This is a genomic window from Streptomyces sp. NPDC046557 (assembly GCF_040645975.1).
Classification (GTDB): Bacteria; Actinomycetota; Actinomycetes; order Streptomycetales; family Streptomycetaceae; genus Streptomyces.
Genome location: NZ_JBEYZH010000023.1, coordinates 12,810 through 26,480, shown reverse-complemented (window position 1 = coordinate 26,480; position 13,671 = coordinate 12,810). Strand labels below are relative to the sequence as shown.

The 13,671-nt window shown below is 69.4% G+C and carries 11 protein-coding genes and 1 pseudogene; 9 read left to right on the top strand and 3 right to left on the bottom strand.

From position 1 onward, the window contains the following. Nucleotides 1-5: 5 nt before the first annotated feature. Nucleotides 6-1,976 (top strand): ATP-dependent DNA helicase, encoded by a 1,971-nt coding sequence (locus ABZ934_RS27485; protein WP_361318207.1) that lies wholly within the window; start codon nt 6-8, stop codon nt 1,974-1,976. A gap of 95 nt (nt 1,977-2,071) precedes the next feature. On the opposite strand, the gene lexA is transcribed toward ABZ934_RS27485, so the two are convergent. Further along, nucleotides 2,072-2,863: a transcriptional repressor LexA gene (gene lexA, locus ABZ934_RS27480; RefSeq protein WP_361318205.1), complete on the bottom strand. Its 792-nt coding sequence runs from the start codon at nt 2,861-2,863 to the stop codon at nt 2,072-2,074. A 470-nt stretch (nt 2,864-3,333) separates the two neighbouring features. Between lexA and nrdR the strand changes: the two genes are divergently transcribed. Together nrdR and ABZ934_RS27470 are read left to right on the top strand one after the other, a co-directional pair. Beyond that, nucleotides 3,334-3,849 carry a transcriptional regulator NrdR gene (gene nrdR, locus ABZ934_RS27475; RefSeq protein WP_361318297.1) on the top strand — a complete coding sequence of 172 codons (516 nt, stop codon included), beginning with the start codon at nt 3,334-3,336 and terminating at the stop codon, nt 3,847-3,849. A gap of 149 nt (nt 3,850-3,998) precedes the next feature. Beyond that, a complete protein-coding gene (locus tag ABZ934_RS27470; protein WP_361318203.1) occupies nt 3,999-6,896 on the top strand; it encodes a vitamin B12-dependent ribonucleotide reductase in 2,898 nt (965 codons plus the stop codon). Nucleotides 6,897-7,023: 127 nt separating this feature from the next. Here the strand turns inward: ABZ934_RS27470 and ABZ934_RS27465 are convergent, their stop codons facing one another. Then, on the bottom strand, nt 7,024-7,377 hold the full coding sequence (locus ABZ934_RS27465) for a MerR family transcriptional regulator (protein ID WP_361318201.1): 354 nt from the start codon (nt 7,375-7,377) through the stop codon (nt 7,024-7,026). A 77-nt stretch (nt 7,378-7,454) separates the two neighbouring features. Here ABZ934_RS27465 and ABZ934_RS27460 point away from each other — a divergent pair, with 77 nt between their 5' ends. The 5 genes from ABZ934_RS27460 (at nt 7,455) to ABZ934_RS27440 (ending at nt 11,536) form a co-directional block, all read left to right on the top strand. Continuing rightward, nucleotides 7,455-8,264, top strand: coding sequence for an amidohydrolase family protein (locus tag ABZ934_RS27460; protein WP_361318199.1), 810 nt, complete (start codon nt 7,455-7,457; stop codon nt 8,262-8,264). 127 nt (nt 8,265-8,391) lie between these two features. Continuing rightward, nucleotides 8,392-9,240, top strand: a complete 849-nt coding sequence (locus ABZ934_RS27455) for an arylamine N-acetyltransferase (RefSeq protein WP_361318197.1) — start codon at nt 8,392-8,394, stop codon at nt 9,238-9,240. A 32-nt stretch (nt 9,241-9,272) separates the two neighbouring features. Continuing rightward, nucleotides 9,273-9,878, top strand: a complete 606-nt coding sequence (locus ABZ934_RS27450; protein ID WP_361318195.1) for a YdbC family protein — start codon at nt 9,273-9,275, stop codon at nt 9,876-9,878. Between the two features lie 72 nt (nt 9,879-9,950). Beyond that, entirely contained in the window at nt 9,951-10,610 is a 660-nt protein-coding gene (locus ABZ934_RS27445) for a histidine phosphatase family protein (RefSeq protein ID WP_361318193.1), read from the top strand. 11 nt (nt 10,611-10,621) lie between these two features. Further along, on the top strand, nt 10,622-11,536 hold the full coding sequence (locus ABZ934_RS27440; protein ID WP_361318188.1) for an ADP-ribosylglycohydrolase family protein: 915 nt from the start codon (nt 10,622-10,624) through the stop codon (nt 11,534-11,536). An 85-nt stretch (nt 11,537-11,621) separates the two neighbouring features. Here ABZ934_RS27440 and ABZ934_RS27435 read toward each other — a convergent pair. Beyond that, nucleotides 11,622-12,768: pseudogene (locus tag ABZ934_RS27435) on the bottom strand (MFS transporter). 238 nt (nt 12,769-13,006) lie between these two features. Here ABZ934_RS27435 and ABZ934_RS27430 point away from each other — a divergent pair. Continuing rightward, a complete protein-coding gene (locus ABZ934_RS27430; RefSeq protein ID WP_361318186.1) occupies nt 13,007-13,609 on the top strand; it encodes a TetR/AcrR family transcriptional regulator in 603 nt (200 codons plus the stop codon). The last annotated feature ends 62 nt before the right edge of the window (nt 13,610-13,671 follow it).

The following is a 13,671-nucleotide window of genomic DNA, read 5'->3' as shown; positions in this document are numbered from 1 at the left end:
GTGCTATGACGAAGCCCTCCCTCCCCGACCTGCTGCATGCCGCCGTCTCCGCCGTCGGCGGCACGGAGCGGCCCGGCCAGGTGGCCATGGCCGAAGCCGTCGCCGAAGCGATCGACGAGAACTCCCACCGGCTGATCCAGGCCGGCACCGGCACCGGTAAGTCCCTCGGCTACCTGGTGCCGGCCCTTGCGCACGGCGAACGCGTCGTCGTCGCCACCGCGACGCTGGCCCTCCAGCGGCAGCTCGTGGAGCGCGACCTGCCCCGGACGGTGGAGGCGCTGCATCCGCAGCTCCGCCGCCGCCCGCAGTTCGCCATGCTCAAGGGCCGCTCCAACTACCTGTGTCTGCACCGCCTCCACGAGGGTGCGCCACAGGACGAGGAGGAAGGCCTCTTCGACCAGTTCGAAGCTGCCGCGCCCACGAGCAAGCTGGGACAGGATCTGCTGCGCCTGCGGGACTGGGCGGACGAGACCGAGACCGGCGACCGGGACGACCTGACGCCGGGCGTCTCCGACAAGGCATGGGGCCAGATCTCGGTCTCGTCCCGCGAATGCCTGGGCGCCACGAAATGCGCCTACGGAGCCGAGTGCTTCGCCGAGGCCGCCCGCGAGCGCGCCAAGCTGGCGGATGTCGTCGTCACCAACCACGCCCTGCTCGCGATCGACGCGATCGAGGGAGCCCCCGTGCTGCCCCAGCACGAGGTGTTGATCGTGGACGAGGCGCACGAACTCGTCTCCCGCGTCACCGGCGTCGCCACCGGCGAACTCACCCCGGGGCAGGTCAACCGGGCCGTCAAGCGCGCCGCCAAACTGGTCGACGAGAAGACCGCCGACGCCCTCCAGACCGCCTCGGAGTCGTTCGAACGCGTCATGGAGCTGGCGCTGCCCGGCCGGCTGGAGCAGGTCCCCGAAGACCTCGGGTACGCGCTGATGTCCCTGCGCGACGCGGCGCGCAATGTGATCTCCGCGATCGGTTCCACCCGCGACAAGTCCCTCCAGGACGAGGATGCCGTCCGCAAGCAGGCTCTCGCCGCGGTGGAGAGCGTCCACTCGGTGGCGGAGCGGATCGTGCTCGGCTCGGAGTACGACGTCGTCTGGTACGAACGCCACGACCGGTTCGGCGCCACCCTGCGGGTCGCCCCCCTCTCCGTCTCCGGCCTGCTGCGCGACAAGCTGTTCGAGGACCGCTCGGTGGTCCTCACCTCCGCGACGCTCAAGCTCGGCGGCGACTTCAACGGGGTCGCGGGCTCACTCGGCCTCTCGCCGGAAGGCGTGGCAGGCGACGACGAGCCCGTGTGGAAGGGCCTGGATGTCGGCTCGCCGTTCGACTATCCGAAGCAGGGCATCCTCTACGTCGCCAAGCACCTGGCCACTCCGGGCCGCGAGGGGACCCGCGGCGACATGATGGACGAGCTGGCGGAGTTGATCGAAGCGGCCGGTGGCCGCACCCTCGGGCTGTTCTCCTCCATGCGCGGCGCCAAGGCCGCCGCCGAGGAGCTGCGCGGGCGGCTGGACAACCCGATCCTGCTCCAGGGCGAGGAGACGCTCGGCGAGCTGATCAAGACGTTCGCGGCGGACCCCGAGACGTGCCTCTTCGGGACGCTGTCCCTGTGGCAGGGGGTCGACGTCCCCGGTCCCAGCTGCCAGTTGGTGATCATGGACCGGATTCCGTTCCCCCGCCCCGACGACCCGTTGATGAGCGCCCGACAGAAGTCGGTGGAGGAGCACGGCGGCAACGGCTTCATGGCGGTCGCGGCCACCCACGCCGCCCTGCTGATGGCCCAGGGCGCGGGCCGACTCGTACGGGCGACCGGGGACCGGGGTGTCGTCGCCGTACTCGACCCGCGGCTGGCCACGGCGCGCTACGGGACCTTCCTGCGCGCCACGCTGCCGGACTTCTGGTACACCACGGATCGCAACCAGGTCCGCCGCTCGCTCGCCGCGATCGACGCCACGGCCCGGGCGGACGGCAAATAGCCTGGGCGTAGACGGCCCCCGGGCCGGGACCCTCAGACACAAAGCAGCTCCGGGACCGGCGCAGAGGTCCCGGAGCTGGATGGGGGCGACGGGTTTCAGACCCGGCGCAGCACGGCGACGACCTTGCCGAGGATGGTCGCCTCGTCTCCGGGGATCGGTTGGTAGGCGGCGTTGTGCGGAAGCAACCAGACGTGGCCGTCCTCGCGCTTGAACCGCTTGACGGTGGCTTCGCCGTCCAACATCGCGGCGACGATGTCACCGTTCTCCGCGACGGGCTGACGCCGGACGGTGACCCAGTCGCCGTCGCAGATCGCCGCCTCGATCATGGAATCGCCGACGACCTTGAGGACGAAGAGTTCGCCGTCTCCGACCAGCTGTCGGGGGAGTGGGAAGACATCCTCCACCGACTCCTCGGCGAGGATCGGGCCACCGGCCGCGATCCGGCCGACCAGGGGCACGTACGAGGCGGCGGGCTTGCCGGTGGTGTCCGTGGGCTGCGAGCTGGGCTGGTCCGAGCCGCGTACCTCGTAGGCACGCGGGCGGTGGGGGTCGCGACGCAGGAAGCCCTTGCGTTCGAGGGCCATCAGCTGGTGGGCGACCGACGACGTGCTCGACAGGCCGACCGCCTGGCCGATCTCGCGCATCGACGGCGGGTAGCCCCGTCGCTGGACCGAATCCCGGATGACCTCGATGACCCTCCGCTGCCGGTCCGTGAGTCCCGAACTGTCGGCGCGGATGCCTGGAGGTCGCCCGGGCAGCGAGCGTGCGGGGCGCACGGACTCCGCCTCGGGGTTCTGACGTACGTCATTCATGGCATGCACCGGCTCAAGTCGGCTCTGGGAGCGGTTCTGGGCAGTGATGGTGGCACTGTCTGCGGTCGTGGTCACGTCGGCCCCTCTCGAAATGTTCTCCCTAGCTGGACAACGGTAGTAGCTTTCGAAAGGTTGCGCCAAACACACGTTCGAGTGAAATATCGCAGATCGTCCACCTGGAGCAGTGCTAGAGGTGTATGGACCGACAGTCTGACCGAACGCGGGTTCGGCCGTACCCGCGGCGCCTACGGTACCCTTCCGGGTCGGATCGCCACCGTGCGGGCCCGTGCCCAGTGTGGCACCGCAGACCCCGTTATCCGGACATCGAGTACCGCGACACGCGGCGGGCCGTAAATCCACCACAACCCAAGATCTAGTGGTTGGATGAGCGCTGCCACCCAGAAGTTGTGGTCCCGGGTCCGCTGCGGGTCCCGGCATCGCATATGCTTGTGGCTGCTTCACGAGCCCCCGGCAGAGCCTCGTTCCTGCCGCTCAGGGGCCCCGTGGGGTGATCAGTCGTGCCAAAGAGGGAGGGTGAGGGAACCATGCACTGCCCCTTCTGCAGGCACCCCGACAGCCGGGTCGTCGACAGTCGCACCACCGACGACGGCACGTCGATCCGCCGGCGCCGTCAGTGCCCCGACTGCTCCCGCCGTTTCACGACGGTGGAGACGGCCTCGCTGATGGTGATCAAGCGCAGCGGGGTGACCGAACCCTTCAGTCGTTCCAAGGTCATCTCTGGCGTGCGCAAGGCATGCCAGGGGCGGCCGGTCACCGAGGACGCCCTCGCCAAGCTCGGCCAACGGGTCGAGGAGGCGCTGCGCGCCACCGGAAGCGCCGAGCTGACCACCCATGACGTGGGTCTGGCCATACTCGGCCCCTTGCAGGAACTCGACCTCGTCGCGTACCTGCGGTTCGCATCCGTGTACAAAGCGTTCGACACCCTTGAAGACTTCGAGACCGCCATCGCGGAACTCCGCGAGCGACGGCCTCACCCCCCTGAGTGCGAGCCGGGCGGGACCCCCGCGGTCGTTCCCGTGCCCGCCTCCGCCGCCGACTGACCGGACGGGCCGCCACGGAGCGGCGGCCCGGGCCCGGTCGGCCAGGCGAGATTCGTAGTTTTCGTAGATTCGTAGATACAGACACACGCACCGTGCTGCGGAATATCGCTGGCACTTTAGGGCGTTTTTGCCCGCATATGGGAGGCGGCATGACAGAGACGGCGAGCGGCTCGGCACGAGGTTCCCGCGCCAAGGGGACCAAGGCTGCCAAGAGCGGCCTGCGGATCGAGCGCATCCACACCACCCCGGGCGTGCACCCGTATGACGAGGTGAGCTGGGAGCGCCGGGACGTCGTCATGACCAACTGGCGCGACGGCTCGGTCAACTTCGAGCAGCGTGGCGTCGAGTTCCCCGACTTCTGGTCGGTGAACGCGGTCAACATCGTCACCAGCAAGTACTTCCGCGGCGCGGTCGGCACCCCGCAGCGCGAGACCGGCCTGAAGCAGCTCATCGACCGGATCGTGAAGACCTACACGAAGGCCGGCGAGGACTACGACTACTTCGCCTCGCCGGCGGACGCCGAGATCTTCGAGCACGAGCTGACGTACGCCCTCCTGCACCAGATCTTCAGCTTCAACTCCCCGGTGTGGTTCAACGTCGGAACGCCCCAGCCGCAGCAGGTCTCCGCCTGCTTCATCCTGGCCGTCGACGACTCCATGGAGTCGATCCTCGACTGGTACAAGGAAGAGGGAATGATCTTCAAGGGCGGCTCCGGCGCCGGCCTGAACCTCTCCCGCATCCGTTCCTCCAAGGAGCTCCTCTCCTCCGGTGGCAACGCCTCCGGCCCGGTCTCCTTCATGCGCGGCGCCGACGCGTCCGCCGGAACGATCAAGTCGGGCGGCGCCACCCGCCGCGCGGCCAAGATGGTCGTCCTGGACGTGGACCACCCGGACGTCGAGGACTTCATCGCCACCAAGGTGAAGGAGGAGGAGAAGATCCGCGCCCTGCGTGACGCGGGCTTCGACATGGACCTGGGCGGCGACGACATCACGTCCGTCCAGTACCAGAACGCCAACAACTCCGTCCGCGTGAACGACGAGTTCATGACGGCCGTCGAGAACGGCACCGAGTTCGGCCTGCGTGCCCGCATGACCGGCGAGGTCATCGAGAAGGTCGACGCCAAGGCGCTCTTCCGCAAGCTCGCCGAGGCCGCGTGGGCGTGTGCCGACCCGGGCATCCAGTACGACGGTGTGATCAACAACTGGCACACCTGCCCGGAGTCCGGCCGCATCACCGCGTCCAACCCGTGCAGCGAGTACATGCACCTGGACAACACGTCCTGCAACCTCGCCTCGCTGAACCTCATGAAGTTCCTCGACGACGACGGCAAGGGCAACCAGTCCTTCGACGCCGAGCGCTTCTCCAAGGTCGTCGAACTGGTCATCACCGCGATGGACATCTCCATCTGCTTCGCGGACTTCCCGACCCAGAAGATCGGCGAGAACACCCGCGCCTTCCGTCAGCTCGGCATCGGCTACGCCAACCTCGGCGCCCTGCTGATGGCCACCGGCCACGCCTACGACTCGGACGGCGGCCGTACGCTCGCCGCCTCGATCACCTCGCTGATGACCGGTACCGCGTACCGGCGCTCCGCCGAGCTGGCCGCGATCGTCGGTCCCTACGACGGCTACGCCCGCAACGCGGAGTCGCACAAGCGCGTCATGAAGCAGCACGCCGACGCCAACGCCTTCGCGCCGCGCACCGACGACCTGGACAACACGATCTGGGCAGCGGCCACCGAGGCATGGCAGGACGTCCTGCGCCTCGGCGAGAAGAACGGCTTCCGCAACTCCCAGGCGTCCGTCCTCGCCCCGACCGGCACCATCGGTCTGGCGATGTCCTGCGACACCACCGGTGTCGAGCCGGACCTGGCCCTGGTCAAGTTCAAGAAGCTCGTCGGCGGCGGCTCGATGCAGATCGTCAACGGCACCGTCCCGCAGGCCCTGCGCCGCCTGGGTTACCAGGAGGAGCAGATCGAGGCGATCGTCACCCACATCGCCGAGCACGGTGTGGTCGTGAACGCCCCGGGCCTCAAGACCGAGCACTACTCGATCTTCGACTGCGCCATGGGCGAGCGTTCCATCTCCCCGATGGGCCACGTGCGCATGATGGCCGCGATCCAGCCGTGGATCTCCGGCGCGATCTCCAAGACGGTCAACATGCCGGAATCGGCGACCGTCGAGGAGATCGAGGAGATCTACTTCGAGGCGTGGAAGATGGGCGTCAAGGCGCTCGCGATCTACCGCGACAACTGCAAGGTCGGCCAGCCCCTCTCCGCGAAGAAGAAGGAAGAGGAGAAGGAGGAGGTCACCGCCAAGGCGGAGGACACCATCCGCGCCGCGGTCGAGAAGGTCATCGAGTACCGCCCGGTCCGCAAGCGTCTGCCGAAGGGCCGCCCGGGGATCACCACCTCGTTCACGGTCGGTGGCGCCGAAGGCTACATGACCGCGAACTCCTACCCGGACGACGGCCTGGGAGAAGTCTTCCTCAAGATGTCCAAGCAGGGTTCCACCCTCGCGGGCATGATGGACGCCTTCTCCATCGCCGTTTCCGTCGGCCTCCAGTACGGCGTGCCGCTGGAGACCTACGTCTCGAAGTTCACGAACATGCGCTTCGAGCCGGCCGGCATGACGGACGACCCGGACGTGCGGATGGCGCAGTCGATCGTCGACTACATCTTCCGCCGCCTGGCGCTGGACTTCCTGCCGTTCGAGACCCGCTCGGCGCTCGGCATCCACACCGCCGAGGAGCGTCAGCGCCACCTCGACACCGGCTCGTACGAGCCGCTGGACGAGGAGGAGCTGGACACCGAGTCGCTGGCCCAGTCGGCCCCGCTCGCGGCGGTCCCGTCGGAGCCCAAGCCGATCGCCGCCGCGCCGGTCTCGGTCCCGGCCCCGAAGACGGCGCACTCCAGCGCCGAACTCGTCGAGATGCAGCTCGGCGTCTCCGCAGACGCCCCGCTGTGCTTCTCCTGCGGTACGAAGATGCAGCGCGCCGGTTCCTGCTACATCTGCGAGGGCTGCGGCTCGACCAGCGGTTGCAGCTGAGCCTGAGCCCTCATCGGGCGTGAGGTAGCGGTTCGGATGGGGTGCCGACGGTGACGTCGGCACCCCACCACGCGTTTCGGCCCCACCGCGGTCGCACGTGACGCGCCGCGTTGGGGACGACGGGTGGCTAGCGCGGGTTTTCGGCTGCCGCTATGGCGCGTCGCAGGGTACGGCGTGCCTGCGCCAGCTCCTCCGCGCGCCGGTCCAGGTGCGCGAGTCGGGCCTGCAGCTTGTCCAGCACCCCCGGGCAGGGACGCAGCGAGTCGTCCGGGAGGGCGCAGGGCAGCACCTGCCGGATCACGTCGGAGGACAGTCCGGCCGCCAGCAGGCCGCGGATCTGTCGGACGGTCCGCTCGGCGTCGTCGTCGTAGTCGCGGTATCCGTTGGCCTGTCGGGTCGAGGCGAGGAGGCCGACGCTTTCGTAGTACCTCAGCAGACGCTCGCTCGTACCTGTTCTCTTGGCCAACTGCCCAATCAGCATCGCTTCTCCACGGAGCTTGACCTTGCCACGGTGTCAACCCTCAACGATGGGGGCATGGACGGCATTCCGTCGCCGTCATGGGTGCCGACCAGGAGAATTCGTTGATCATCGATGCGCACGGTCACGTCCACGATCCGGTGCACAGCCACATCGCCCTGCTGGACGAGGCGGGCGTCGACCGCGCCGTGCTCTTCGGCACCCGACCGCATCCCGAGCGGGCCACCGATCTGGTCGCGTTACGGCGTGAGATGAGCGTCCTGACCGAGACCGTCGGCGGGAGGACGACCGGTCCGGAAGGCTACCGGACCGCGCGGCAGGAGCTGGACTCGGCGTGTGCGGCGTACCCCGACCGTTTCATCGGCTTCGGCAAGGTGGACCTGGGCCTGTCGGCCCGGTGGATCGCCGAGGAGGTCGAACGGGAGGTCGTCGGGCGGGGGTACCGGGGGATCGGTGAGTTGACCCCGTCCCCGGACGGGGCCGGCCGGATCGAACCGGTACTGCGGGCCGCCGCCGATCACGGCGGGCTACCGGTCGTCGTGCACGGCTTCACGTCCACCACCGCGCGGGACCTGGTGACCCTGGCCACTCTCGCGCGCCGCCACCCCACCGTCCCGCTCGTGATCAGTCAACTCGGCGGGCTGAACTGGCTGACCGCGATCGAACTGGCACGGGACACCCCGAACATGTTCCTGGAACTCTCGACGGCGAATGTCATCTTCGCGGTGCGCCTGGCCATCGAGGAGGTGCCCGACCGCACGCTCTTCGGTTCGGACGCGCCCTACGGCGACCCGGTGCTCGCCCGCGCCACCGTTGAGCGCGTGACCCGGTCGGGTGCGCTGCGTGATCGCGTGCTGGGCGGCACCCTCGCGGAAATGCTCGGTCTCTGACCGCGTACGCGCGGGGCCGCCCGTACACGGTGGGAGGAACTGGCGTGGTGGGGCTCTCGCGGCGATCATGGAGGCGGGGTGGGCGAGTGCCGCGGCCCCTTGCGGTCACTGGGGGAGTGGGGGAGCCATGTGGAGCGGTGACGAGTTGGACCTCGACGCGTATCTGACACGGATAGGCATCGGGCGCGGTGACGAACAAGAAGGCCAGGGGCGGGAACTCCGGCCCGACCTGGCGACGTTGTACGCAGTGCACCGGGCCCACACCGCCGCCATTCCCTTCGAGAGCCTTGACGTCACGCTCGGCCACCCCGTCGCGCTGGATGTCGGGTCACTGCAGGACAAGCTCGTGCACCGCCGCCGCGGCGGCTACTGCTACGAGCAGAACTCGCTGCTGGCGGCCGCCCTCCAGCGGATCGGCTTCGAGGTGTCGGGACGCGGTGCCCGCAACAGGGCCCGCGGGGACACCCTGCTGCCGGTGACGCACGCCGTCCTCGTCGTCACCGTCGAGGGTGAACCCTGGCTGTGCGACGCCGGGTTCGGGTACCCCGGACCGTTCGAGCCCGTCCCGCTCGGGCGGCCCGGAGTCGAAGTGCGGCAGGGGGAGTCGACGTACGCCGTCCACCGCGAGGAGGGCGACGTCCTCGTGCTGCGCCGGCTGCGCGAGGGAACCTGGCAGGATCTCTACGCCTTCACTCCGCAGCCCTACTACCCCGTCGACTACGTGGTGCTGAACCATTACAGCTCCTCACATCCCCGCTCGGCCTTTATCGGCAAGGTCATCGTCCAACGCCCCGGCGAGGACGTCAGGGTGGCCCTGCTGGGGCGCGAGTTGACCCACTGGTACCCGGACGGCCGGGTGGAGCGCGGGAGCGTGGACCCGGAAGGGCTGATCGCCCTCCTCGACCGCGAGTTCGGCCTTCGGCTGTCCGAGCGGGACGCGGCTGATCTCGTGCGGATCTTCCGCGCCGAGGACTGACCCGGGCCGCGCCGGGCCCGTACGATGGCGCGGTGCTGGTCAAGTGGATTCGCTGCACGGTGACGGACCGACGCGGGTTCGAGCGTGGGCAGCGCAAATGGGCGGGGCTACCGGGCGAGCCCGGATTCCGGGGGCAGGGCGGCGGATGGAGCCGTGGCCGGCAGGGGGTGGCACATGTCTTCGCGTTCTGGGAGAGCCGCTCCTTCTACGACTCCTTCATGGCGCGCTCGTACGACCGGCTGGCGGCGGCCCAGAACGGCACCTTCACCGACGCGCGGGTCACGCTCTTCGACTACCGCTTCGACGTGAAGACCGGCTTCGAGCCCCGTTTCTCCGACGCCGACGTGGTCCGGGTCGCCCACACCCGGGTGCGGGAGGGGCGCGTGGAGCACTTCGCCCTGATGCAGGAGAAAGTCTGGAACCCGGCCATGGCCGGGTCGCCCGGCATGATCCGCGGACTCTTCGGGGAGGCACCGGGGCGGGAGTTCCTGGTGTTGTCGATGTGGCGAGCAGCAGCCGAGCACGGCAAGTACCGGCAGGAGCGGGTCGAGCGGCTTTCGCTGCGTGCGCAGACCGAGGCCGATGTGGAGGCGCTCACCGGCGATGTCGTCGACCTCGAACCCTCCTGGACGGTATGACCGTAAGACGAGCGGCTTCCTGATCGGCGTGCCCGTTCGAACCGCGCACCGGTGGCCGAATAGGGTCGTGGAATGGTACGACCACGGCGCATCGTCCTCGTCCGGCACGGGGAATCCCAGGGCAATGCCGATGACACGGTGTACGAGCGCGAGCCCGACCACGCCCTGCGGCTGACGCCGGCCGGGCGCGAGCAGGCCCGGCAGGCCGGCGCAAAACTGCGCGAACTGTTCGGGGACGAGCGCATCAGCGCCTACGTCTCCCCCTACCGCCGCACCCTGCAGACCTTCCGCGAGCTGCGACTGGACCCCACCCGGGTCCGCATGCGCGAGGAACCGAGGCTGCGCGAGCAGGACTGGGGCAACTGGCAGGACCACGACGACGTACGCCTGCAGAAGGCGTACCGGGACGCGTACGGGCACTTCTTCTACCGATTCGCGCAGGGCGAGTCGGGCGCCGACGTCTACGACCGGGTCGGGTCCTTCCTGGAGAGCCTCTACCGCAGCTTCGAGGCTCCCGACCACCCCGAGAACGTACTCCTCGTGACCCACGGACTGACGATGCGGTTGTTCTGCATGCGCTGGTTCCACTGGTCGGTGGCCGAGTTCGAGGCCCTGTCCAACCCCGGGAACGGTGAATTCAGGACCCTCCAGCTGGGCCCGGACGGCCGTTACCGCCTGGACCGCCCGTTTGAGCGGTGGACCACACCGGAGCCTTACGACCTGGACGACTAAAGTGACGCGGGATGACCGCTGACTCCACTCCCGAGACGCGCTACGCACGCGCCCTGTCCAGCCTCCGCGGGCTGGCCCTGGGGGACGCCCTGGGCTCCCAGTACTTCGTTCCCGTGAACTACCCGCTGCTCAAGCGGCGCGAGCTGCCCGAGGGCGGCGAGACGTGGCAGTGGACCGACGACACCGAGATGGCCTGCTCGGTCCTGGCCGTCCTCGCCGAGCACGGCCGGATGGACCAGGACGCGCTGGCCGCCTCGTTCGCCCACCACCACGACTTCGACCGCGGCTACGGGCCCGCCGTCAACCGGATGCTGCGCCTGATCCGGGAGGGTGAGGACTGGCGCACCTTGGCCGCCGAGCTGTTCAACGGACAGGGCTCGTGGGGCAATGGCGCGGCCATGCGCATCGCACCCCTCGGCGCCTGGTACGCGGACGATCCCGAGCAGGCCACGCACCAGGCGGAGATCTCCGCGTACACCACCCACCAGCACCGCGAGGCGGTGTGCGGGGCGATGGCCGTCGCCGCCGCGGCCGCGCTCGCGGCCGACGCCGCGGGGCCGCCGAAGGCAGCCGACCTGCTGGACGGGGTGATCGCGTTGGTGCCGCGCAGCGCGGTGGGCGCCGGGCTGCGGCGGGCGAGGGACATGCTGGACTACGGCGACGCCACCACCGTCGCGGCGGTCCTGGGCTGCGGTCGGCGCACCAGTGCGCACGACACGGTGCCGTTCGCCCTGTGGTCGGCGGCGCGTTCGCTGGACGACTACGAGCGGGCATTCTGGACCACCGCCCAGGTGGGCGGGGACGTGGATACCACCTGCGCGATCGTCGGCGGGGTGCTGGGAGCACGCGGCGAGGCGGTACTGCCGCAGGCGTGGCTGGCGCGGACCGAGTCCCTGCCCGAATGGCTGCCCGGGGCGCCCCGCTGAGGGCCGGGCCGGTCGACGTGTGACGGACGCGGCTCGGGCGCCCGGATGTCTCCGGGCGCCCGAGCCTGAGTACGGTCGTCCCCGCTCAGGCCGCCGGACCGGCTTCGGCGGCGACTCCGTTCAGGGCCTCCAGGTCGCTCCTGCGTACCCGGATCACCAGCAGCGCGGTGGCCAGGGCGAGCCCCGCCATCGCCACGGCGGCCAGGAACGCGGTGGAGATGCCCTGGGTGAGGACGAGGTCGCCCCACGGGTCGGGCAACCTGTGGGTCGCCTTGAAGGCAGCGAGCTGCTCGGGGTTGGCCTTCGTCAGGAAGTCCGGGGCCTGCTTGGCGGCCTCGTCGCGGCTCGCCGTGCCGAAGACGGTGACCAGGATCGACAGGCCGAGCGAGCCGCCCACCTGCTGGCTGGCGTTGAGCAGCCCGGAGGCCGCGCCCGCCTCGCGTGGTGCCACCCCGGAGACGGCGGTGAGCGTGAGGGTCACGAAGTTCAGGCCCATGCCGAAGCCGAACACGATCATCGGGCCGAGCACCCCGGACATGTAGGAGCTGTCGGTCTCGATGAAGCTCAGCCAGGCCAGCCCCGAACCGGTGAGGGCGGACCCGGCGACCATGAACGGCTTGGGCCCGAAGCGCGGCAGGAACCGCTGTGAGAGCCCGGCGGCGGTGACGATGGCGACGGTCACCGGGAGGAAGCCCAGACCGGATTGGATCGGCGAGAAGCCGAGCACGTTCTGGACGAACTGGACGATGAAGAAGAACATGCCGAACATCGCCGCGGCGAGGCCGAGCATGATCAGGTAGGTGCCGGCGCGGTTGCGGTCGGCGAACATGCGCAGCGGGATGATGGGTTCGCGGGCCCGGGACTCGATGACGACGAACAGCGCGAGCAGCACCACCGCGGCGGCGAAGGAGCCGATGGTCAGCGAGTCGCGCCAGCCGTCCTCGGACGCGCGGATGAATCCGTAGACCAGTGAGGCCATGCCGCCGGTGGAGGTGAGCGCTCCGGCGATGTCGAACCGGCCGGGATGGCGTTCGGACTCGCTGATGAACAGCGGGGCGAGGGACCCGGCGGCGGCCGAGGATGTCGCCGGCCCGGCCGCCGAGCAGGAGCAGCCCGCCGAAGGTGAGGGTGTAGGCGCTGAGCACCCAGGACAGATCGGTGGTGGAGAATGCGAGCGCGGTCTGGATGTGCGGGAGCGCGATGTTCACGATCGTCGCGTCGAGCACGACCATGAGCTGGCACGCGGCGATCACCGCGAGCGCCACGCCGGGCCGGTTCGGGTGGTGCGCGGCCCCCGGTATCCGAGGTTTGTCGAGTTGAACGCTTCTCACTGAGGATCCCCCCAAAGTGAAATAGTGAACGCATTCGTTCACTGGTGACCCACCGTAGGAGCTACATTTAGTGAACGCAAGCGTTCACTAAGGCTGAAAATATGTGCGATGGGCACGCGGGCCGGTCGGAGGTATGGAGATGACGGGTTCCCGCTGGTCGGAGCCGCCGCCTGTGCGCAGGAGGGGCCCGGAGCTCGAACGAGCCATCCTGGACGCGGCCCTGGAGCAGTTGAGCACCGTCGGCTGGAACGCGCTCACGATGGAGGGGGTCGCTGCCGCCGCGCGGACCGGCAAGGCGGCGCTCTACCGGCGCTGGCCGTCGAAAGTCGCACTCGTGGCCGAGGTGCTGCGGGCCGGGTTGCCGCCGCTGGACGAGATCCCGGACACCGGATCGATCCGTGACGACCTCTACGGGTTGTGCGCGCGGATGTGTGAGGTGCTGCGTTCGCGCGCCGGAGTCGCTCTGCGCGCGGTGCTTCACGAATGCGACCACGAGGACGCGGACCGGTTCCGCGGGGTGACCTGGAACGGCCTGCACGAGCCCGCGCAGGAGATGATCAGGGCGCTGGTGCGACGCGGGATCGAGCGGGGCGATGTCCGACCGGACGCGGACACTCCGTTCCTGGTCGACGTCATTCCCGCCATGCTGATGTACCGCGCGAAGATGTACGGAAGCGAATGGGACGACCAGGACATCGCTCAGCTGATCGACCGGGTGATGGTGCCGATGCTCCGGGTGTGAGCACGCGGGGGACGTCGGCCGCACTCCCCGCCCGGGGCGGGGTGTGCAGGCGGCGCGGGGCG

Bases quoted from the DNA above. Each gene is read 5' to 3' on its own strand.
- ABZ934_RS27485 (WP_361318207.1), top strand. From the start codon at position 6: ATGACGAAGCCCTCCCTCCCCGACCTGCTGCATGCCGCCGTCTCCGCC.
- nrdR (WP_361318297.1), top strand. From the start codon at position 3,334: ATGCACTGCCCCTTCTGCAGGCACCCCGACAGCCGGGTCGTCGACAGT.
- ABZ934_RS27470 (WP_361318203.1), top strand. From the start codon at position 3,999: ATGACAGAGACGGCGAGCGGCTCGGCACGAGGTTCCCGCGCCAAGGGG.
- ABZ934_RS27465 (WP_361318201.1), bottom strand. From the start codon at position 7,377: ATGCTGATTGGGCAGTTGGCCAAGAGAACAGGTACGAGCGAGCGTCTG.
- ABZ934_RS27460 (WP_361318199.1), top strand. From the start codon at position 7,455: ATGGGTGCCGACCAGGAGAATTCGTTGATCATCGATGCGCACGGTCAC.
- ABZ934_RS27455 (WP_361318197.1), top strand. From the start codon at position 8,392: ATGTGGAGCGGTGACGAGTTGGACCTCGACGCGTATCTGACACGGATA.
- ABZ934_RS27445 (WP_361318193.1), top strand. From the start codon at position 9,951: ATGGTACGACCACGGCGCATCGTCCTCGTCCGGCACGGGGAATCCCAG.
- ABZ934_RS27440 (WP_361318188.1), top strand. From the start codon at position 10,622: ATGACCGCTGACTCCACTCCCGAGACGCGCTACGCACGCGCCCTGTCC.
- ABZ934_RS27430 (WP_361318186.1), top strand. From the start codon at position 13,007: ATGACGGGTTCCCGCTGGTCGGAGCCGCCGCCTGTGCGCAGGAGGGGC.